The sequence below is a fragment of the Pseudomonas sp. SCB32 genome, assembly GCF_009189165.1.
Classification (GTDB): domain Bacteria; phylum Pseudomonadota; class Gammaproteobacteria; order Pseudomonadales; family Pseudomonadaceae; genus Pseudomonas.
In genome coordinates, this window is the sequence record NZ_CP045118.1 from 4,277,560 (window position 1) to 4,296,952 (window position 19,393).

The 19,393-nt window shown below is 65.3% G+C and carries 16 protein-coding genes; 11 read left to right on the forward strand and 5 right to left on the reverse strand.

Features of this window, described 5'->3' with window-relative positions; genetic code table 11:
* Positions 1-37: 37 nt before the first annotated feature.
* Positions 38-259, reverse strand: coding sequence for a DUF2835 domain-containing protein (locus GA645_RS19500; RefSeq protein ID WP_152224618.1), 222 nt, complete (start codon positions 257-259; stop codon positions 38-40).
* A gap of 148 nt (positions 260-407) precedes the next feature.
* Between GA645_RS19500 and GA645_RS19505 the strand changes: the two genes are divergently transcribed.
* A complete protein-coding gene (locus GA645_RS19505; protein ID WP_152224619.1) occupies positions 408-1,289 on the forward strand; it encodes a DUF6685 family protein in 882 nt (293 codons plus the stop codon).
* Positions 1,290-1,298: 9 nt separating this feature from the next.
* Here GA645_RS19505 and GA645_RS19510 read toward each other — a convergent pair whose 3' ends face one another.
* Positions 1,299-1,712, reverse strand: coding sequence for a helix-turn-helix transcriptional regulator (locus GA645_RS19510; protein WP_152224620.1), 414 nt, complete (start codon positions 1,710-1,712; stop codon positions 1,299-1,301).
* 123 nt (positions 1,713-1,835) lie between these two features.
* Here GA645_RS19510 and GA645_RS19515 point away from each other — a divergent pair, with 123 nt between their 5' ends.
* Positions 1,836-2,042 carry a helix-turn-helix domain-containing protein gene (locus GA645_RS19515; RefSeq protein WP_152224621.1) on the forward strand — a complete coding sequence of 69 codons (207 nt, stop codon included), beginning with the start codon at positions 1,836-1,838 and terminating at the stop codon, positions 2,040-2,042.
* Positions 2,043-2,301: 259 nt separating this feature from the next.
* Here GA645_RS19515 and GA645_RS19520 read toward each other — a convergent pair whose 3' ends face one another.
* Entirely contained in the window at positions 2,302-2,832 is a 531-nt protein-coding gene (locus tag GA645_RS19520) for a hypothetical protein (RefSeq protein WP_152224622.1), read from the reverse strand.
* A gap of 200 nt (positions 2,833-3,032) precedes the next feature.
* On the opposite strand from GA645_RS19520, the gene GA645_RS19525 reads away from it, so the two are divergent.
* Positions 3,033-3,245 (forward strand): hypothetical protein, encoded by a 213-nt coding sequence (locus GA645_RS19525; protein WP_152224623.1) that lies wholly within the window; start codon positions 3,033-3,035, stop codon positions 3,243-3,245.
* A 183-nt stretch (positions 3,246-3,428) separates the two neighbouring features.
* Here GA645_RS19525 and GA645_RS19530 read toward each other — a convergent pair whose 3' ends face one another.
* Positions 3,429-5,369, reverse strand: a complete 1,941-nt coding sequence (locus tag GA645_RS19530; RefSeq protein WP_152224624.1) for an amidohydrolase — start codon at positions 5,367-5,369, stop codon at positions 3,429-3,431.
* Positions 5,370-5,511: 142 nt separating this feature from the next.
* Between GA645_RS19530 and GA645_RS19535 the strand changes: the two genes are divergently transcribed.
* Complete coding sequence (locus GA645_RS19535) at positions 5,512-6,159, forward strand: TetR/AcrR family transcriptional regulator (RefSeq protein WP_152224625.1); 648 nt, start codon at positions 5,512-5,514, stop codon at positions 6,157-6,159.
* Between the two features lie 260 nt (positions 6,160-6,419).
* Here the strand turns inward: GA645_RS19535 and GA645_RS19540 are convergent, their stop codons facing one another.
* Entirely contained in the window at positions 6,420-11,282 is a 4,863-nt protein-coding gene (locus tag GA645_RS19540; RefSeq protein ID WP_152224626.1) for an NAD-glutamate dehydrogenase, read from the reverse strand.
* Between the two features lie 313 nt (positions 11,283-11,595).
* Between GA645_RS19540 and GA645_RS19545 the strand changes: the two genes are divergently transcribed.
* Genes GA645_RS19545 through GA645_RS19575 form a run of 7 tightly spaced genes read left to right on the forward strand, consistent with a single transcriptional unit; the run spans position 11,596 to position 19,364 of the window.
* Positions 11,596-12,477, forward strand: coding sequence for a DUF1353 domain-containing protein (locus GA645_RS19545; RefSeq protein WP_152224627.1), 882 nt, complete (start codon positions 11,596-11,598; stop codon positions 12,475-12,477).
* A gap of 45 nt (positions 12,478-12,522) precedes the next feature.
* Positions 12,523-13,482, forward strand: a complete 960-nt coding sequence (locus tag GA645_RS19550) for a MoxR family ATPase (RefSeq protein WP_152224628.1) — start codon at positions 12,523-12,525, stop codon at positions 13,480-13,482.
* Position 13,483: 1 nt separating this feature from the next.
* Positions 13,484-14,428: a DUF58 domain-containing protein gene (locus GA645_RS19555; RefSeq protein WP_152224629.1), complete on the forward strand. Its 945-nt coding sequence runs from the start codon at positions 13,484-13,486 to the stop codon at positions 14,426-14,428.
* Complete coding sequence (locus GA645_RS19560) at positions 14,425-14,922, forward strand: DUF4381 domain-containing protein (RefSeq protein WP_152224630.1); 498 nt, start codon at positions 14,425-14,427, stop codon at positions 14,920-14,922. The genes GA645_RS19555 and GA645_RS19560 overlap by 4 nt, the downstream gene beginning before the upstream one ends.
* The gene (locus GA645_RS19565) at positions 14,915-15,958 is read left to right on the forward strand and encodes a VWA domain-containing protein (RefSeq protein ID WP_152224631.1); all 1,044 of its coding nucleotides are present in this window, start codon (positions 14,915-14,917) and stop codon (positions 15,956-15,958) included. Before GA645_RS19560 ends, GA645_RS19565 begins: the two co-directional genes overlap by 8 nt.
* Entirely contained in the window at positions 15,955-17,718 is a 1,764-nt protein-coding gene (locus tag GA645_RS19570) for a VWA domain-containing protein (RefSeq protein WP_152224632.1), read from the forward strand. Before GA645_RS19565 ends, GA645_RS19570 begins: the two co-directional genes overlap by 4 nt.
* Positions 17,715-19,364, forward strand: coding sequence for a BatD family protein (locus tag GA645_RS19575; protein WP_152224633.1), 1,650 nt, complete (start codon positions 17,715-17,717; stop codon positions 19,362-19,364). Before GA645_RS19570 ends, GA645_RS19575 begins: the two co-directional genes overlap by 4 nt.
* Positions 19,365-19,393: the final 29 nt, after the last annotated feature.

The following is a 19,393-nucleotide window of genomic DNA, read 5'->3' on the forward strand; positions in this document are numbered from 1 at the left end:
GCAAAATGGGGCGTTATTATAGCCGGCAGCGACCCGCTCAGGCGAGGCGGCGCAGCGCCAACAGCCGCCCGGCGTCATCGAACTCCATCTCGAAGCTACCCTGTACGCCGGAGTGCGTGATGAAGGGGCGCAGATGATGGGCCGGCAGGTTGATCCGGCGTCCATCGCGGCTGACCACCAGCACGCGATTGGCGTCCCCGCGGTAGACTGCCTGCAGCCTGTCCACGGGCAGGTAGATGTCCAGCACCACGCAAGCCATGGAGGCCTCCCCGAGTGAAGGGAAGAATTTTGCCACAACGCATGCGCCAAACGACGCCAGGGTTTTCTATGCTTAGGGCAATTCGCCGTGCCTTCTCAGCGGCGCTTCCTGCACTGACCATCCGGCCATCGGGAGTCTTGCGTCGCACATGAGCCAGTCCCCTCGCCACCGCAGCATGACCAGCCGCCTGGCCACCCTCGCCCAGCGCCTGGGGCTTGGCGGTGCCGATGCCCATAACGTCGCGGAACGCAGCCGCACCCTGTCCCTGCCGTTCAAGGCGCTCGACGCCTGCACCAGCGGCATCGGCTGGCAATCCGGTACACAGCTGCATCGCCTGATCGACCTGCCACGCGGCGCGCTGTCCGGACCGGTGCAGGAGGACAAGGCGCGCATCCACGCCGTGCTCAAGCGTCTGGTCGGCAGCCACAGCGACGAGCAGCCAGCCCTCGACCTGCGCTCGCTCGACGGCCTGTGCCAGCGCGCCCTGCAGGACAGCCCCCTGGCAACGCTGGAGGAACTGGCGCACAGCGACAGCGGCCGCAAGGTGCGGATCATCAGCTACAACGACTTCACCCGGGTGCTCGGCCAGGCGCTGCCAGGCTTCGAGCGCCAGGCGGCCTTGCAGCTGCGGCGCGCCAGCTGGCATGGCAAGCGGCTGTTCTGGGATGACGACAATCACGCCTACGAGATGGCCAGCGCCGTGGTCTATGCCCGGCGGCGCGGACTGGAGATCACCCTGCCGGCGATCATTCAGAGCTTCGAGCTGCGCACGGCGGTCCTGGACGAGCTGGATCGCGATTTCCACATGCTGGCAATGCCGGCGCAGGCCTGGAGCGACCCGGCATTCATGGGTCTACTGCTGGAAACCGGCATGCCCTACGCGCGCTTCGGCCTGTTCAATACGGAAACCCCGGAAAGCCTGCTGTTGCCCAAGGACCATCCGCAGTCCGACACCTTCGGCCAGGGGCTGCGGGAGGCGGGCGCGCCGGATGTCATCGGCTATCTGCGGCGCACCGACCGGGCGAACTGACAGCCTGCATTACTCTCCGGCATCTTCCTCGCGGATACGACGCTCCTCCTCGCACAGGCTTTCCAGCACCTCATGGTGGCGTGCCTGCCACTCCTCCAGGCTCAGGTCACTGCTGGCGAGCAGCTGCGGATGGCGCTTGACCAGATAGACCGCCGCGCGCTGGGCGGAGTCGGCGACCTTCCAGGTCACCTCGGTGGAATCGATCGGCCCCTCGTAGGTGATCCAGCGGCTGAAATCCTCGTATTCACTGCAGACTTTCTCAAAGTCCTCGTCGCGCATACGTTGGTTGCCGTACTCGATGTTCTCCACGTCTTTCTCTTTCATACCGACGGTTTCGGCAAATGCGCGGCGCGAAAGTCCAGTTAGCGAACGAAGCGCCCGTAGTCTTTCTCCTGCACTGAACAGGAAACGTTTCTTCACCATGTGTCATCCGTGTCCGAGACTGCAAAGCCCGGCTATAAAATCCTAATAATCAGGATAAATTCCCATATCGACAGGGGCTCGAACCCGACGTTTCGAGCGATTTCCGATGGTGCAGGATGCAGCATGAAAGTGGAAGAATCGTTCTCCCCGGACCTACGCGCAGGCAGTTACTACCTTACGCCCGAGCGCTTCGCGCAATTGATCGGCATGAGTGACCGGCTGGCCGTGGTGCAGCGATGGATCGACCTCGGCGAAGTGCCATCGCGGATGATCGGCGGCCACCTCCTGGTGGACCTGAGCGCCCTGCTCAGGCAGACCGATTCACAATGATGAGCCAGCCATTGCTGCCAAGGATCTGCTTCCACGCAGCCGACCTGGCGCGTGGCAAGCAGGTGCGGCAGGCGCTCGAGGAGTGCAATGCCCTACGGGAAATGCAGCGCATCGGCCTTCTGCATATGTAAGCGCCGGAGCTCGGCAGGCAGGCAACGCTCGGTACCTGCCGGCATCCCCGGCTGTTCGCCTTTCACTTCTATTACCGCTGGCTACCGACCCACATCGGCAGCTTTCGTCCTTCAGCCGTGGACCTGGATCACTCCTGAGCGGCTTCCTGCGCTGCCTCCAGCGCCGGTGCCGCGGGAATGCCGATCTCCACACAGAGGGCCATGACGCGCTCCAGATCGTTGCGATAGACCAGCACGCACTGCAGTTCGTCATCCAGCGGCTCGCTGAAATCCACCAGCACATAGCCGCCCTTTTCCGGATAGAGCGCGCCGAGCTGGGTCTGGATGCGGTTCAGCGCGGTGAGGGGTTCGGTCTTGCGCAGCTGCTTGGCCTGCAGGACGAAATTGACGCTCGGGTCGAAGGAAGCGCGAATTTCACCGAACAGCTCTTCGTAGCTGTCACCCTGGAACAGCACGATTTCCGGCAGGCTGCCCACCACCATCCACTCCCCCAGGGGAATCGGGAAGCTGTCGTCGTAGTTGATGTCCGGGTTGGCCGTGTGGAAGGCCACCGGATCGGCGTAGGCCTGGGCGGCCTCGTCGGCGATCTGCTCGATCTCGGCCTCGTCCAGGCAGCCCGAGCTGATCAGAGTAAGGAGTTCGACGAGTTGCGCTTTCATGGGGGAGTCCTGAGAAGAGATGAACAGCGGCGAAGGATATCCGCAATCGCTGGAAAACGCCGCAGGAAGGGAACCTTCTGACAACTCCATGAGTCGGAAGTCACCATAACGATACTCACTATCAAACGGGATGATTTCTGCTCGATCCGCGTGATTGTTAGCCTGACATCCGTCCCGAACTTCCCTGCGTGCCTAAAACCATGAACCGTGCCCTCGCCCTCCTCACCCTGACCGTGCCCTTCTGGCTGGCAGGCTGCAGCAGCCAGCCAGCGCCGCAGCAGCCGAACAGCGATACCGAAGTGAAGTCCTTCGCGCTGAAGATCCTGGGCGCCAGTAACATGTCCGACGACCTTTATGCCAAGTACCGTCGCGCACTGACCGAACCCCATGAGGAAGGTCGCAGCGGGAGCTGAACGGGCCCGGCAGCCCTTTGATGGCCAGATGCGACTTACTCGGAAGGGAATGGCCTGCGCACAAAAAATCCGATGCCGAACTGGCATCGGATTCCGGTTTCTCACCGCTAGCGCCAGGCCCGGCGACCTGACCGGCTGGCGCTTGCCACAAATGGCTCAGCTTTCATTGCTGGCGGCGTTGGCCTATTGGCCATAGACCGTTTTGCCACGGAACACCGTCTGCTGCACCTGGGTTTCAGCGATCTTCTCAGGGGTACCCTGCTGAACCAGATCGAACAGGTTGCGATCCAGGACGATGAAGTCGGCGGACTTGCCCGGCTCGATCGAACCCATGAGTTTTTCCTGTCGCACAGCGCGAGCGCCGTTGATGGTGTAGGCGTCCAGCATCTGCTCCAGCGTAGCGCTCTGCTCGGGGTTGTAGGCCGGCTTGCCGGGGATGGCACGAGTGATGCCCGCCGCGATGTTCACGAACGGCCGCGGATCGCGAGTGTCCACCGGCGCATCGCTACCCGCCACCAGCACCGCGCCCGCCTTGGCGGTATTGCCGACAGGATAAACGGCGTTCCAGGTGTAATTCTTCGGGTTGTAGAGCAGGTCGTTGATGTCCTGGCCTTTCTTGCTGGGCTCGAGGAATGGCGTAATCAGCACATCGTACTCGGGTTGCTCGTTGATCCAGGCATAGGTGTAGGTGAGGTAGGTGCCCAATTCGCCGAGACGCTTCTGGTCGTCCGGGTGGACCATTTGCAGGTGGGCGATGGTGTGCGGGATATGGCGATCACCGTTGCGCTGGCGGGCCGCTTCCAGTGCATCGATCGTCACCCGGGTGGCGCGGTCGCCGACGCTGTGGACATGGATACTGAAGCCATCGGCATCCAGTGCGGTGGCGTAATTCTTGAAGTCCTCTTCCTTGTAATTGACGATGCCGTTGTTCTTCGTCTCCTCGCTGTCCTGGGTGACGGTGACGACACCGGTCTCTTCATCCTGCTTGAGGTGGGGCTTCTGGTAATGGTGGAGCATGCCGGCGTTGGGTGAGAATGGCGGCTTGCTGAAGGGATCGCCTTCGAGCACACCGTCGGCAAAGATCTTCACCGCATCGGCCTTGATCAGCGGATTGCCGGCGAACTCGGCGCGAACTTCACGAGCCTTCTTCAGGTGCCCGGCGATATCCACCTTGCCCTTGTAGTCATCGGAGATGAAACAGGTGGCGGCAGTGACGTGCATGTTCAGCAGGTTCTGCTGCTGCATCTTCACCAATTGCTCGCGGATAAAGTCATTGGCACAGGCATCCTGGATGCTGGTGATGCCGCTTTGCGCCATGACCTGTGCGACTTTCGGCAGGATCGCGCCGTAAATGGCTTCGCCACGCGGATCGCCCACCTCCTGGGCGAACATGTCGAAGCTGCCGACCGGAATCTTCTCCTTGGCCGCATCGCGGACGACCCCGCTGTCCAGGCTGACGTAGGGCGCCAGATCGGCGAACACGCCGCCCTTGCCCAGAGTCTTGGCGTTGAAACCAACGGTCTTGCCGCTATCGTCCTGGGCCATGCTCAGGGCTTTGGAGTTGTAGGCGCTGGCGTGGCCATCCACGCCGGAGAGAAGGATCGGATGTCCGTCCGCAACGGCATCCAGTGCCTGGCGGATGGTCTTGTAGTTGCTCGTGGGCTCGTTGTTCTCATAGGGCACCCACTGCTCGATCTTCAACCAGGCGCCGGGCTCACTGGCGTAGCGCGGCAGGCATTCCTTCACTTTGCTGGCCAGTTGATCGAGGTTCACGCTCTGGCCCTTGAGGTCGCAGACATCCAGGGGCACGACACCCATGACATGGATGTGGTTGTCGTGCAGGCCCGGCAGAACCATCTTGCCGCCCAGGTCCACCACGCGATAGCCCTGGCTGATGAAGCCTTCCGCGCCTTCGCGGTCACCGGCATAGACGAACTTGTCGTTCGACACGGCGATGGCTTCGACCTTCCGGCGCTGGGCGTCCTGGGTATAGATCTGACCGTTCAGGTACACCGTGTTGTTACCGGTGTCGATCTCCGGCGCCGGCGTCTGGCTGCAGCCGGCAAGCCCGGAGAGCAGAACGAGGGAGGACAGCGTCAGGTGTTGTTTTGGTTTGAGCCGCATAAATTCTCCGATTAAAATTACAGTATTTACTGTAATTTTCACTTCTACCAGCGATACTCCGAGGCGTCAATTGTTCCGGTTTGACTCTGCCGGGCAGCTCAATGTGAAATGCGCAGCAAGCAACGATGAGGCTGGGCACTGGATGATTCCGCACGACCTGAAGATGCGCCGCGAGCCGCGCCAGCAGCGCACCCTGGAGATCATCAGGAAGATCGAGCAGGCGACGCTGGAATTACTCAAGGAAGGCGGCATGACCCTGCTGAACACCAATGCCATTGCCGAACGCTCCGGCATCGACATCAGCTCGCTCTACCGCTTCTTCCCGAACAAGGAGGCGATCGTCTACCGACTGGGCCAGCAATGGCTGGACGCCATTCGCAGTCGGGAGAAGACGATTTTCGAGGGTGAGTTGGGCCTGATCGAAACCTGGGACGCGCTGGGTGAAATGATCGATGAAATCGAGCAGGAGTTCTCCGGCTACGGTGCGCTCTGGCAGGCCATGGATGTGATCCCGGAGCTGTACGACCTGGAGGCGGAGCATGAGGCCTTCCAGCTCGACAACATGCGTGTGCTGCTGAGAAAGCATGGTTGCCAGTGGCCGGAGAAGGAGCTGACGGAATTGTTGCGGTACCTGTACCGCACCTGGGATGTGGTCAAGCAGGGCTGCATCGAACAGGGTGAAGCGGGCGGATTGATGTGGCGGGCGCATCAGAAATGGCAGTACCGGTTGTTGCGATTGGCGGTCAGCACGCCAGGGGCCGCCGAGTTCGAGCGCGAGCTGCAAGCGTGAGCGCGACGAGTTCGCCGTAGGGCATATAGCGTTCGACGATATACGCCGTTTGGCCTTAGTCCCAAGGCGCTCCAGACTTGACCCTGGAGCAGTCGACATACGTCTGGTGTAACGGCGCACAACCGCGAACGCTTGTACGCCCTACGGTGCTGCCTCATTCCGTCCAGGCACTTCCTGCCCGCGCCTACAAATCCGGCACCCGAAAAAAAGCCCCGCACTAGGCGGGGCTGGAGCATCAAAACTTCAACGACACGTGCGCATCAAGGAATGCACGCGCCATGCTGGTTGCTTTGCGCGAGATCGAGCAGCTCCCGATTGGCAACGGCGTACATCGCATAGTCGGTACCGCTGGACGCCCGCAGGTCGACGAGCATGGCGCGCCAGCGCTCAACCATGGGGGCGTGCTGGGCCAGCCAGAGGACCACACGCTGGTCGATTTCCGCCGGTCCGTCGTTCATCTGCAGTACCGACACGGTGATCGCCCGCTGCTGCCAGTCCAGGTCGTCGCGGAAGGCTTCGCGAGCCAGCGCCTGCCAGTTGTTCTCCACCGGCAGGGAGCTGATCTGCTGCAGGTACCAGGTCAGTTCCAGTTCGCTACCCAGGGCGAAGTAGGCGCGCGCCACGTCGGCCGGATCGCGGCCGGTGACGTCCGCCGCCTCGATGATCGGCAGCAGGGTGTAAAGGTGGCTGGTACCGGCAACCATGCGTGCCAGCAGTTCCGGCACGCCGGCATCGACGTAGCCCTGGTAGCGCGCCTGCCACAGCTCGCGGGTCGGGCCCTCGAGCAGTTCGTTGAGCTTCAGGCCGAGGGCGGCGATACGCGGACCGAAGTGCGCCACGTCGCGCGCCGCGTCCTGCTCGTTGCGGCGGCTGCGCAGGAACCAGCGGGTGGCGCGGCGGCCCAGGCGCATCAGCTCGTCCATCAGGGTCAGCTGCACTTCCGCCGGCACCTGGTAGTCCAGCGCCTCGATCTGGCGGAACCAGTGCGGCAGGTGGAAGACATCGCGCACGATCACATACGCACCCGCCACGTTCGCCGGCGTCATGCCGGTGGACTCCTTCAGGCGCTGCACGAAGGTGATGCCCATGTGGTTGATCAGGTCGTTGGCGATCTGCGTGCTGACGATCTCGCGCTTCAGACGGTGCTTGCGCATGGCCGGGCCGAAGGTATCGACCAGGGTCTGCGGGAAGGCCGTCTCCATGTCGCGGGTCAGGTAGTCGTCGTCCGGCACCAGCGAGCCCAGCAGCTGTTCCTTCAGATCGATCTTGCTGTAGGAGATCAGCACGGACAGCTCGGCGCGAGTCAGTCCTTGCCCGGCGGCGATACGCTCGGCCAGCGCGTCGTCGGTGGGCAGGAACTCGAGTGCGCGATCCAGCTTGCCGCGACCTTCCAGGTCGGTCATCAGCCGACGGTACTCGGCGATGCGCTCGCGGGCACGGCGTTCGGCCAGGGACAGCGCCTGGGTCTGCTTGTAGTTGTTGCCCAGCACCAGGCCGGAGACCTGCTCGGTCATTTCCGCCAGCAGCTTGTTGCGCTGCTTGCTGGTCATGTCACCGGCGGTCACCACCTCGTTGAGCAGGATCTTGATGTTCACCTCGTGGTCGGAGCAGTCCACACCACCGGCGTTGTCGATGAAGTCGGTGTTGCATGCGCCGCCGTTCAGGCCGAACTCGACCCGCGCCAGCTGGGTCATGCCGAGGTTGCCACCCTCACCCACCACCTTCACCCGCAGCTCGCGGCCATCCACGCGCAGGCCGTCGTTGGCCTTGTCGCCAACGTCGGCGTGGGTTTCCTTGCTCGACTTCACGTAGGTGCCGATGCCGCCGTTCCACAGCAGGTCGACCGGCGCCTTGAGTAGCGCGTTGATCAGTTCGGTGGGCGTCAGGCGCTCGGCGTCGATGTCGAAGCGCGCACGCACTTCCGGCGTCAGGGTGATGCTCTTGGCGCTGCGCAAGAAGATGCCACCGCCGGCGGAGATCAGCGAGGCGTCATAGTCGGCCCAGCTGGAGCGCGGCAGGTTGAACATGCGCTGGCGCTCGGCGAAGCTCGCCGCCGGGTCCGGATTCGGGTCGAGGAAGATGTGCATGTGGTTGAAGGCCGCGACCATCTGCAGCTTGTCCGACATCAGCAGGCCGTTGCCGAACACGTCGCCGGCCATGTCACCGATGCCGATGACGGTGACATTGTCCTTCTGCACATCGATGCCGCGCTCGCGGAAGTGGCGTTGCACCGAAACCCAGCCGCCACGTGCAGTGATGCCCATGCCCTTGTGGTCGTAGCCGGCGGAGCCGCCGGAGGCGAAGGCGTCGCCGAGCCAGAAGTTGTAGTCGGCAGAGATGCCGTTGGCGATGTCGGAGAAGGTCGCGGTGCCCTTGTCGGCCGCCACTACCAGGTAGGGATCGTCCGGATCGTGGCGCACCACGTTGGCCGGCGGCACGACCTGGCCTTCCTTGAGGTTGTCGGTGATGTCCAGCAGACCGGAGATGAAGATGCGGTAGCAGGCGATGGCCTCGGCCTGGATTTCATCGCGAGTGCCGCCGACCGGCAGGCGACGCGGGATGAAGCCGCCCTTGGCGCCCGTGGGCACGATCACCGCGTTCTTCACCTGCTGCGCCTTCACCAGGCCCAGCACCTCGGTGCGGAAGTCTTCCTCGCGGTCGGACCAGCGCAGGCCGCCGCGGGCCACGTCGCCGAAGCGCAGGTGTACGCCTTCCACGCGCGGGCAGTAAACGAAGATTTCGAACTTGGGCGTCGGGCGCGGGATTTCCGGAATGGCTTTCGGGTTGAACTTGAAGCTGAAGTAGCTCTTGTTCTGCCCGGCCGCGTCCGGCTGGTAGAAGTTGGTGCGCAGGGTTGCCTTGATCAGGTCGAGGTAGCGCCGCAGGATGCGGTCTTCGTTGAGCACCTGGACATCGTCCAGCGCCGTGAGGATCGCCTGCTCCAGCTTCTGCTGCTTGTCGGTCAGGTCCTCGACGGTGAGCTTGCGCGCCAGGTAGAAGCGGGTCTTGAACAGGCGCACCAGTTCGCGCGCGATGTCCACGTGGGCGTTCAGCGCGCTGGCGATGTAGCCCAGGTCGAAGCCCAGGCGGATCTGCTTGAGGTAGCGCGCGTAGGCACGCAGCAGCGCGACGTCGCGCCACGGCAGGCCGGCGGTCAGCACCAGGCGGTTGAAGGCGTCGTTCTCGGCATCGCCATTGACGATGTGGACGAAGGCGTCCTGCAGGGTCTCGTTGAGCTCCTGGATGTTGACGTCCAGGCCTTCGGCGTAGGTGAAGGCGAAGTCGTGGATCCAGTACTCGCGGCCATTGGTGTGGCGCAGGCGGTAGGGGAACTCACCGAGCACGCGCAGGCCGAGGTTCTCCAGGATCGGCAGGACATCCGACAGCGCCAGCGGCGAATCGGCGTGGTACAGCTTGCAATGCAGCTGCTGCTCACCCTGGGCCAGCGGCTGGTAGAAGCTCATCACCAGCGGACGCTTGTCCGACAGGCTGGACAGGTGCTGCAGATCGACCACCGCGAAGTGCGGGGCGAAGCGCTCGCGATAACCGGCCGGGAAGCCCTTGGGGAAGTCTTCCAGCAGGTTGTTGCCCTGGCCTTCGCCAAAGTTCTCCAGCACCAGCGCGGCGTAGTCGTCCTGCCAGGAGCGGCAGGCCTGGATCGCTTCCTGTTCAAGCTGCGCGGCATCAACGTCGATGCGGTTCTTCGGATCGACGCGCAGGATGAACTGCACGCGCGCCAGGGTGGACTCGGAGAAGAAGGTCCAGAACTCGCAGTCGCTGGCCTTCAGGCGCTCACGCAGGACCTGCTCGATCTTGATGCGCGTCTCGGTGGAATAGATGTCGCGCGGCACGTACGCCAGGCAGTAGGCGAAGCGGCCGTAGGGGTCCTTGCGCAGGAACAGGCGGATCTTGTTGCGTTCCTGGATCTGCACGATGGACATGGCGGTGGCGAACAGCTCATCCACCGAGGTCTGGAACAGGTCGTCGCGCGGCAGCACTTCCAGCACCTGCGCCAGTTCCTTGCCCAGGTGCGCGTTGGCGTCGAAGCCGGAGCGGCGCTCGACTTCGAGCACCTTGCCACGGATCGACGGGATCTGGGTCACGCTGTCGTTGTAGACCGAGGAGGTGAACAGCCCCATGAAGCGGAACTCGCGCAGCACCTTGCCCTTGGCATCGATTTCGCGGATCGACACGTAATCCGGGTAGGCCGGGCGATGCACGCGGCTGGGGTGCGAGGCCTTGGCGAAGGACAGCAGCAGCGGCTCACGCAGGTAGGCCACCGCGTAGTCTTCGATGTGCAGTTCCTGCTGGCTGAGGCCGGTACGCAGCAGCTTGGTCACGCCGAGGAAGGACTTCTCGTCGTAGACCATGCGCCCGCCGTCGGTCTCGTCGGCGACGGTGAATTCCTCGTAGCCGAGGAAGGTGAAGTGATTGTCCAGCAGCCATTGGAGGAAGGCGCGCACTTCGGCGGTCTCTTCCGCGCGGACCTTGGACTTGGATTTGCCCAGCCAGGCCAGCAGGTCTTCGGCCTTGGCGCGCATGTCCGGGAAGTCGGCCACCGCCAGGCGAACCTCACCCAGCACCTCGAGCAGGCTCTTCTCCAGCGTGCGCAGCTCGCCGATATGGGAGGCGCGGTCGATCTCCAGGTACATCAGCGATTCCTGATGCACGTCCTTGCCGTGGGTGCCCTTGGGCAGGATTTCCAGCAGCTCGCCCTTGCCGTTGCGACGCACGCTGAGCACGTTGGTCTGCAGGGTGTGGATGCTGTAGCCGCGGCGGTTCAGTTCCATGCGCACCGAATCGACCAGGAACGGCTGGTCCGGATGCAGCACCTGCACGGCGGTGTGGGTGGATTGCCAGCCGTGCTTCTCGTAATCGGGGTTGTACACCTGCACCTCGGGCTGGGCGGGATCGAACCGCTCCAGCATGCGCCAGGACGACAGGGTGCAGCCGACCAGGTCGGACAGCCTGCGCTGGGTCAATTCGTCGAGGGAGATGAAACCGAAGAACTGTTCGGCGAACAGGGCCACTTGTGGCATGCCCTTGTCGTCGACGTGCTGCGCCAGGGCCGTCTGCAGTTGTTGCTGGAAGTCGGCTTTGCTGGCTGCGGTGAAGAACGCCATGGTGTTACTCCGCTGGGCTCGAATTATTGGATTGAGCGTAGTTCGCTTGTGCGTCTTGGGGCGGATCACAGATGTAATCGGGCAGTGTGACCCTCGACTGACCATCCCGACCGGACGGTCACCGGTTCGCCGAGCTTATCGGGAGTGGGCTACCGTCCGCTTACGGGGCTGCGACATATTCGTTCAACGGCTTGCTCCGGACGGCCCCCGGCGTGCCCATTCGGCAATTACCGAAATACTTGTACGGCCGATCCGAAACTGACGCAGGAAATATCAAAGCGCTATCATGGACTTCCCGCCTGGAATGGATGCCATGCAACGCCGCCCTCCCCTGCACCGCCCATTGCTCCGACACTTGGACAATCTGCTGGTCACCCTGCTCGGCATCACGCTGGTCGCCCTGGCCTGGCTGTTCCTGCCGATCGCGATCCGTCCGCTGTTGCTGGGCGCTGTGCCGGTCTACCTCGGTGTACTGCTGCCGCGCTGCATCGGTCGTCGCGAACGCTTGCGCCGGGTCGCCGCAGCCCGCCAGCGCTCGATCGAGGAGTGGGGATTCTGCAGCCGCGACCGCAGCGGGCCATGGATCAACTACATCGATTTTCCGTTGGTGCGCGAGGACGCCGCCTTCCAGGGCCGCTTCTTCTATAGCGAGTGGCTGGTGGTGCACGACGGTCGCATCATCATCAACCCCGGCCCGGCCAGGGTGGACCTGGAAGCCAGCACCGTAAGCTACGACCTCTGCTGCCAGCGCACCTATGCCTGGGACGGCTGTTCGCCCAAGGTGCCCTTCTACTGGGTCGCCACCCTCGGCACGCCCGACTGGTGGGACCACCTGGAACCGGTGCAGTACCTGCATCACGGCCAGCAGACGCAACGCCTGATGTTCTGGCCGGTGGCCCACCACGCGAGCCTGGTGCACGACGCGCTGTACCAGTTCCTGAATGTCGCCCCGGTGACCAAGGCCGAGGCGGATGAACTGTTTCACCGAATGTTGCTGGAAGCCGGTATGCCGCGGCTGGTCGCATGGGTCTATCGTTTCGCCGTCATCCACGGCGGAGCCCGCGACATGCGCCGGGTCCGCAACCCCAACAGCGCGCTGCGCTGCCTGACGCCCCTGCCCGGCGACCCGGGGTCGCAGGCCGCGCAGCCCCAGGTGAGAACCTCGGCGCTCCACGCGGAACTGCCGATGCAGTAAAGTATGGGCCCCGACAGCCCCACCCTCGTCCAGGAATCCCACGCGATGGAACATCGTGAGTCGCTGCTTGCGCTGCGCCAGTACCTCTCCAGCCAGATCCTCGGCCAGGAAAAGCTCATCGAGCGTCTGCTCATTGCCCTGATCGCCGACGGCCACCTGCTGGTGGAAGGCGCGCCGGGCCTGGCCAAGACCAAGGCGATCAAGGACCTGGCCGAAGGCCTGGAAGCCGAGTTCCACCGCATCCAGTTCACCCCCGACCTGCTCCCGGCGGACATCACCGGCACCGAGATCTACCGCCCGGAGAACGGCACCTTCGTGTTCCAGCAGGGGCCGATCTTCCACCACCTGGTGCTGGCCGACGAAATCAACCGTGCCCCGGCCAAGGTGCAATCGGCTCTGCTCGAAGCCATGGCCGAGCGCCAGGTCAGCGTGGGTCGCACCACCTACGACCTACCGCCGCTGTTCCTGGTGATGGCGACGCAGAACCCCATCGAGCAGGAAGGCACCTACCCGCTGCCCGAGGCCCAGCTCGACCGCTTCCTGATGCACGTGAAGATCGGCTACCCCGAGGCCTCCGTGGAGCGTCGCATCCTCCAGCAGGCTCGCGGCGAAGCGCTGCACGGCGAGACCAAACCCGAGCGCCAGGTGACCCAGGAGTCGATCTTCGCCGCCCGCCAGGAAATCCTCGGCCTGTACATGGCCGACGCGGTGGAGGAGTACCTGGTGCAACTGATCATGGCCACCCGCAACCCGGCCAAGTACGACACAGAGCTGGCCGAATGGCTGTCCTACGGTGCGAGCCCGCGTGGCTCCATCGCCCTCGACCGTTGCGCGCGCGCCCACGCCTGGCTGGCCGGCCGCGACTTCGTCAGCCCAGAAGACATCCAGGCGATGTTGTTCGATGTGCTGCGCCACCGCCTGATCCTGTCGTTCGAGGCCGAAGCCGCCGGGATCGACCAGGACCGCGTGGTCCAGCGCATCCTCGACGTGGTCGCCGTCGCCTGACATGCACAACGTCCTGGCGCCCGGCGTGGCCGTCTCGCTCGGCGAGCTGATCGAGATTCGTCACCGCCTGCGCGAAGTCCAGCTGTTCTCCACGCCGTCGCGGCGCAGCCCGTTGATCGGCCTGCACCATTCGCGCCTGCGCGGACGCGGCGTGGACTTCGACCAGGTACGCGTCTACCAGGCCGGCGACGACGTACGCACCATCGACTGGCGCGTCACCGCGCGCACCCAGGAACCGCACACCAAGCTGTTCCATGAAGAGCGCGAGCGCCCGGTGTTCGTCCTCGTCGAACAGAGCACGCGGCTGTTCTTCGGCTCCGGCCTGTGCCTCAAGTCGGTGCTCGCCGCCCGCGCCGCCGCGTTCATCGGCTGGTCCGCGCTGGCCCACAACGACCGCATCGGCGGGCTGGTCTTCACCGACAGCGAATGCCACGAGATCAAGCCACGGCGCAGCAAGCAGAGCCTGCTGCAGCTGCTCAACCTGGTCGTGCGCGCCAACCACGGACTGCTCACCAGCGCAGGCGTCAGCCAAAGCGGCGACGGTTTCAGCATGGCCCTGCGCCGCGCCCGCGAAGTCCTGCGCCCCGGCAGCCTGATCCTGGTGGTGTGCGACGAGCGCGCACTGGGCGACCTGGCCGAGCAGCAACTGGCACTGCTGGCGCGTCATACCGACCTGGTGCTGCTGCCCGTGTCCGACCCGCTCGATCACGCGCTGCCGGCAGCCGGGCTGCTCCGTTTCGCGGAAGGACAGGCGCAGCTGGAACTGGACACCCACATCGACGAACAGCGCCTGGCCTATCGTGCCCTGGGGCAGGCCCGTCGCGAGCGCTGGACGCGACTGGCCCAACGCCTGGGAGTGCCACTGCTGCCGCTGTCCACCCAGGAAGAACTGGTCGAGCAGTTGCGCAACCTGCTGGAGCAACATCAGCCGGGGTACGCGCCATGAACCCGATTGACCAGCTGGAGCCGCTGATCGCCCCCGCGCCGATCGCCTGGTGGCCGCCCGCCCCCGGCTGGTGGGTGGTGGCCGCATTGATTCCGATAGCACTGTGGCTGCTCTGGCTGACACGCAAGCACTGGCAGCCACGACGCAAGCCGAAGGAGGTCGCCGAGGCCCCGCTCGATCCCTTGCGCCAGGCGGCGCTGGAAGAGCTCGCCCGGCTCCCGCGCCCTTACGACCGCGCCCCCGCCGGCCCCTGGCTGCAGGCCATCAACGGCTTGCTCAAGCGCGTCTCGCGTGCACGCTGGCCCGACAGCCACAGCCATACGCTGAGCGGCCGCGCCTGGCTGGCCTTCCTCGACAACCGCTGCCCCGCCGCCGGCCTGACCCGCTGGATGATCCTGGTGGAGGGCGGCTACCGCTCCGAATGCCAGCTCGACGACAAGGCCATCAACGGCCTCACCGCCGCCGTGGAAATCTGGGTGCGCAAGCATGTTTGAGTTCGCCTGGCCCTGGGTCTTCCTGCTCGCGCCCCTGCCCTGGGTGATGCGCCTGATCCTGCCGCCGGCAGACAGTGGCGAGGCCGCGCTCAAGGTCAGCTTCCTCCAGGAACTCGAAGGCCTCGCCGGCCGCCGCGCCCGCGCCCGTCTGCCGGCCTGGCGCCAACAGGCGCCCTTCGCCCTGCTCTGGCTCTGCCTCTTGATGGCGGCGGCACGCCCGCAGTGGGTCGGCGAGCCGCTGCCGATTCCCTCCACCGGCCGCGACCTGCTGCTCGCCGTGGATGTCTCAGGCTCCATGGACACCCCTGACATGCACTGGGAAGACGGCGAGATCAGCCGCATCGAGGCGGTGAAGAAGCTCTTTGGCGACTTCATCGAAGCCCGTCGCGGCGATCGCGTCGGCCTGATCCTCTTCGGCACCCGCGCCTACCTCCAGGCTCCGCTGACCTTCGACCGCAGCACCGTACGCATCTGGCTCGACGAAGCAATGATCGGCATCGCCGGCAAGGACACCGCGCTGGGCGACGCCATTGGCCTTGCGGTCAAGCGCCTGCGCCAGCGTCCGGCACAGAGCCGCGTGCTGGTCATGATCACCGACGGCGCCAACACCGCCGGCGAGATCGATCCGCAGACCGCCGCCCGTCTCGCTGCCCAGGAGCAGGTGAAGGTCTACACCATCGGCATCGGCGCCGATCCCCAGCAGGGCGGCGTGAAAGGCCTGTTCGGCCTGAATCCGGGCCAGGACCTGGACGAGCCGGCGCTCAAGTCCATCGCCCAGATCACCGGCGGCGAGTACTTCCGCGCCCGCAACGGCGAGGAGCTGAAACGCATCTCCGACAGCCTCGATGCCCTGGAGCCGGTGGAGCAGAAACCCACCCAGGCACGCCCCGCCCTCGCCCTTTACTGCTGGCCGCTGCTGCTGGCGCTGCTGATCAGCGTGACGCTGGTGGTCCGTGAGCTCTGGCCGCCGGAGGACTGGCGCTGGCCGGCACGCCCGGCCTGGCTGGCGCGACTGCGCCGGGAGCGACAGCCATGAGCGCGCTCTGGCCCCACCTGCTGCGCCCCTGGTCGCTGCTCCTGCTGCCGCTGCTCGGCTGGCTGCTGTGGAAGCTCTGGCACCGCCAGCGCCGCGCCGGTCGCTGGCAATTGCTGCTGCCGGCCGCCTTCCACCCCTGGATGCTCTCCGGCGGCAGCGGTCGATACGAACGGCGCCCCTGGATATTCCTCGGCCTGGCCTGGCTGCTGGCCGTGCTCGCGCTGCTCGGCCCGAGCTGGCAGTACCTGGAACAGCCGGCGATGGAGCGCAGCGACCCACTGGTCGTGGTCCTCGAACTGACGCCCGAAATGCTCGCCACCGACCTGCCGCCCAGCCGCCTGGAACAGGCCCGGCGCAAGGTGCTCGACCTGCTGCAGGCACGCAGCGATGCGCAGACCGCCATCGTTGTCTACGCCGGCAGTGCGCACACCCTTGTCCCCCTGTCCAACGACCTGGACACCGCGCGCAACCTGCTGGACGTGCTCAAACCCTCGATCATGCCGGCGCCGGGCCGGCGCGCCGACCTCGCCGTCGAACTGGCGCGCCAGCTGCTGAACCACGGTGCCACGGGCAACGGCCACATCCTGTTGATCACCGGCGCCCTGGATGCCCAGGAACGCCAGGGCATACGCAAGGCGCTCAAAGGCAAGGGCAAGGACCTGCTGCTGCTCGCCACCGGCACCGCCGGCGGTGCGCCGATCGCCCAGGAGGACGGCACCTTCCTCAAGGATGAACAGGGCAACATCCTGGTGCCCCGGCTGGATGAAAACTCCCTGCGCCAGTTCACCACCGACCTCGACGGGCACTTCCAGCGCCTTCGCCAGGGCAACGGCGACCTGAGCGCCCTGGGCCTGTTGAACAACACCCAGGGCTTGCAGATCAGCGAGGAGGACGCCCTCCTGCGCCTGCAGCGCTGGGCCGATCAGGGCTACTGGCTGCTGCTGCCACTGCTGCTGCTCGCCGCCTGCGCCGGCCGCCGGGGCTGGCTGTTCAGCCTGCCATTGCTGCTGCCACTGCTGTGGTCGCCGCCGCAGACGGCCAACGCCTTCGAGTTCGCCGACCTCTGGCTGCGCCCCGACCAGCAGGGCGTGCGACTACTCGACGCCCAGCGGCCGGCCGAAGCCGCCGAGCGCTTCGAGGACTTCCGCTGGCGCGGCCAGGCACTCTACGAAGCAGGCGACTACGTCGACGCCGCGCATGCCTTCGCACAGGGCGACAGCGCCGCCGACCATTACAACCGAGGCAACGCCCTGGCCCGGCAGAACGAGCTGGAAGCTGCGATCGACGCCTACGACCAGGCCCTGGAACGCGATCCGGAACTGGCCGTAGCGCAACGCAACAAGGCACTGCTGGAAGACCTGCTGCGTCAGCGGCAGAAAGCCTCCAGCGACGAAATAAGCCAATCCTCGCCGCAGCAGAATCCGTCCCACGGTGAGACCAGCGAGGCACAACAGGCGCAGCACAAAGACTCCAAACCCAGGCAAGAGCAGTCCGAGGAACAGGACTCGCACCCCACTCCATCGACCCAGACGCCGGAACAACGCGACGCCGACAAGCCGGCCGCCAGCCAGAGCAATGCGCAACAACTGGCGCAGGGCGAGGAAAGCGAAACCAACCCGACGCCGACCGGTCCACTGAGTGACGAGCGCCGCCAGGCCCTGGAACAATGGTTGCGCCAGATTCCCGACGATCCATCCGAACTGCTGCGACGCAAGTTCTGGTATCAGCAACAGCAGCAGCGCCAGGAACCCACGCAATGAAAAGGCTGATCTGCCTGACCCTGCTCTGCCTCGCCGCCGTCCGAGCCGAGGCCAGTTTCACCGCCAGCGTCGACCGCACGCGCCTCAACGAAGGCGAGAGCATCGACCTGACGCTGGAGTCCGACGACCCGACCCTGTTCGGCAAGCCGGACCTGAAGCCCCTGGACGAGCACTTCCTGGTGCTGGGCACCCGCCAGGTCAACCGCCTCACGACCCTGAACGGCAAGACCCAGGCCACCACCCGCTGGATCGTCACCCTGCAACCGCGCAGCGAAGGCACCGCGGTGATCCCGCCTCTGCACCTGGGCGGCAACGCAACCGACTCCATCAGCCTGCAGGTACTCAAGGCATCGGAAAACGCCGGCAGCCAGGCACTCGCCCCGGTATTCATCGAAGCCAGTGTCGACCAGCAAGAAAGCTACGTGCAGGCGCAGGTGATTCTTACGCTGCGTATCTACCATTCGGTATCGCTGTACGACGACAGCAGCCTCACGCCGCTGCAGATCACCGATGCTCGTGTCGAGCCGCTGGGCGAAGCGCGTACCTACGAGAAGGAAATCAACGGCGTGCGCCACGGGGTCATCGAAGTTCGCTACGCGATCTTCCCGCAGAAGAGCGGTCCCCTGGAAATCCCCGGCCAGACCTTCAACGCCACCCAGGCCGCCCAGCAGCGCAGTCCCGACGAGAGCCCCTTCGGCCCGCCGTCCGGCAAGCAGATCCGGGTGGTCTCGCCGAACATTGCACTGCAGATCAAACCCAAGCCCGCCGACTATCCCAAGGACGCCCCCTGGCTGCCGGCCCGCTCGCTGAGCCTCAACGAGACCTGGAGCCCGCAGCCGGAACAGGCCCGCGCCGGCGAAGCGCTGACCCGCAACATCATGCTGCGCGTGGAAGGGCTTTCCAGCGCCCAGCTGCCGCCGCTACCGCAGACGGTGCAGGGAGGCCTGCGCCACTACCCCGACCAGCCGCACCTGGCCAACCAGAGCACCGAGCAGGGTGTGATCGGCAGCCGCGAGGAACGCGAGGCGCTGATCGCCGACCATGCCGGTCAGGTGCAGTTGCCCCCCATCGAAGTCGTCTGGTGGAACACCCGGGACAATCGCGTCGAGCGCACCAGCCTGCCGGCGCGCACCCTGGAGGTCGCGGCCAACCCGCAACTGGACGGCGCGGCCGAAACGCCCACCGCACCATCCACCGACGCCCTGCTGCAACCCCAGGCCCGGCTGTGGCCCTGGCAGCTGGCCTGCGCCATTCTCGCCTTCACCACATTGCTGGGCTTCGGCCTGTGGTGGCGTGCGCGCCGACTGCCCGCCGTGATTCGCGCCGCAGTCGCCGGCCCCAGCGCCCGGACCCTGCTCGACGAACTGCGCCGCGCCTGCCAGGCCAACGACTCGCACGCCACCCGCCAGGCGCTGGACGCCTGGGCGCGCCAGCAACCGGAGACCCTTGCCGACATGGCGGCGCGCTTCGTGCCGCTGTCCGATGCCCTGGACAGCCTCAACGGCGCGCTCTACAGCGACAGCGAAGGCGGTCGCAACTGGCAGGGCGAGGACCTCTGGCGCGCCGTGCGCAGCCTGCCGGGCGCCGATCCGGAAGCGGCACCCGCCACCGAACCGGGCAGCCTGCCGCCGCTCTACCCACGCTGACGCCGTGGCGGGGCTATGCTTGCTGGCGA

What these genes read in the sequence shown, in the direction of transcription:
- GA645_RS19540 (WP_152224626.1), bottom strand. Translation starts at nt 11,282, where the DNA reads ATGGCGTTCTTCACCGCAGCCAGCAAAGCCGACTTCCAGCAACAACTG.
- GA645_RS19530 (WP_152224624.1), bottom strand. Translation starts at nt 5,369, where the DNA reads ATGCGGCTCAAACCAAAACAACACCTGACGCTGTCCTCCCTCGTTCTG.
- GA645_RS19555 (WP_152224629.1), top strand. Translation starts at nt 13,484, where the DNA reads ATGCACAACGTCCTGGCGCCCGGCGTGGCCGTCTCGCTCGGCGAGCTG.
- GA645_RS19520 (WP_152224622.1), bottom strand. Translation starts at nt 2,832, where the DNA reads ATGAAAGCGCAACTCGTCGAACTCCTTACTCTGATCAGCTCGGGCTGC.
- GA645_RS19505 (WP_152224619.1), top strand. Translation starts at nt 408, where the DNA reads ATGAGCCAGTCCCCTCGCCACCGCAGCATGACCAGCCGCCTGGCCACC.
- GA645_RS19510 (WP_152224620.1), bottom strand. Translation starts at nt 1,712, where the DNA reads ATGGTGAAGAAACGTTTCCTGTTCAGTGCAGGAGAAAGACTACGGGCG.
- GA645_RS19565 (WP_152224631.1), top strand. Translation starts at nt 14,915, where the DNA reads ATGTTTGAGTTCGCCTGGCCCTGGGTCTTCCTGCTCGCGCCCCTGCCC.
- GA645_RS19550 (WP_152224628.1), top strand. Translation starts at nt 12,523, where the DNA reads ATGGAACATCGTGAGTCGCTGCTTGCGCTGCGCCAGTACCTCTCCAGC.
- GA645_RS19515 (WP_152224621.1), top strand. Translation starts at nt 1,836, where the DNA reads ATGAAAGTGGAAGAATCGTTCTCCCCGGACCTACGCGCAGGCAGTTAC.
- GA645_RS19570 (WP_152224632.1), top strand. Translation starts at nt 15,955, where the DNA reads ATGAGCGCGCTCTGGCCCCACCTGCTGCGCCCCTGGTCGCTGCTCCTG.
- GA645_RS19535 (WP_152224625.1), top strand. Translation starts at nt 5,512, where the DNA reads ATGATTCCGCACGACCTGAAGATGCGCCGCGAGCCGCGCCAGCAGCGC.
- GA645_RS19545 (WP_152224627.1), top strand. Translation starts at nt 11,596, where the DNA reads ATGCAACGCCGCCCTCCCCTGCACCGCCCATTGCTCCGACACTTGGAC.
- GA645_RS19560 (WP_152224630.1), top strand. Translation starts at nt 14,425, where the DNA reads ATGAACCCGATTGACCAGCTGGAGCCGCTGATCGCCCCCGCGCCGATC.
- GA645_RS19575 (WP_152224633.1), top strand. Translation starts at nt 17,715, where the DNA reads ATGAAAAGGCTGATCTGCCTGACCCTGCTCTGCCTCGCCGCCGTCCGA.
- GA645_RS19500 (WP_152224618.1), bottom strand. Translation starts at nt 259, where the DNA reads ATGGCTTGCGTGGTGCTGGACATCTACCTGCCCGTGGACAGGCTGCAG.
- GA645_RS19525 (WP_152224623.1), top strand. Translation starts at nt 3,033, where the DNA reads ATGAACCGTGCCCTCGCCCTCCTCACCCTGACCGTGCCCTTCTGGCTG.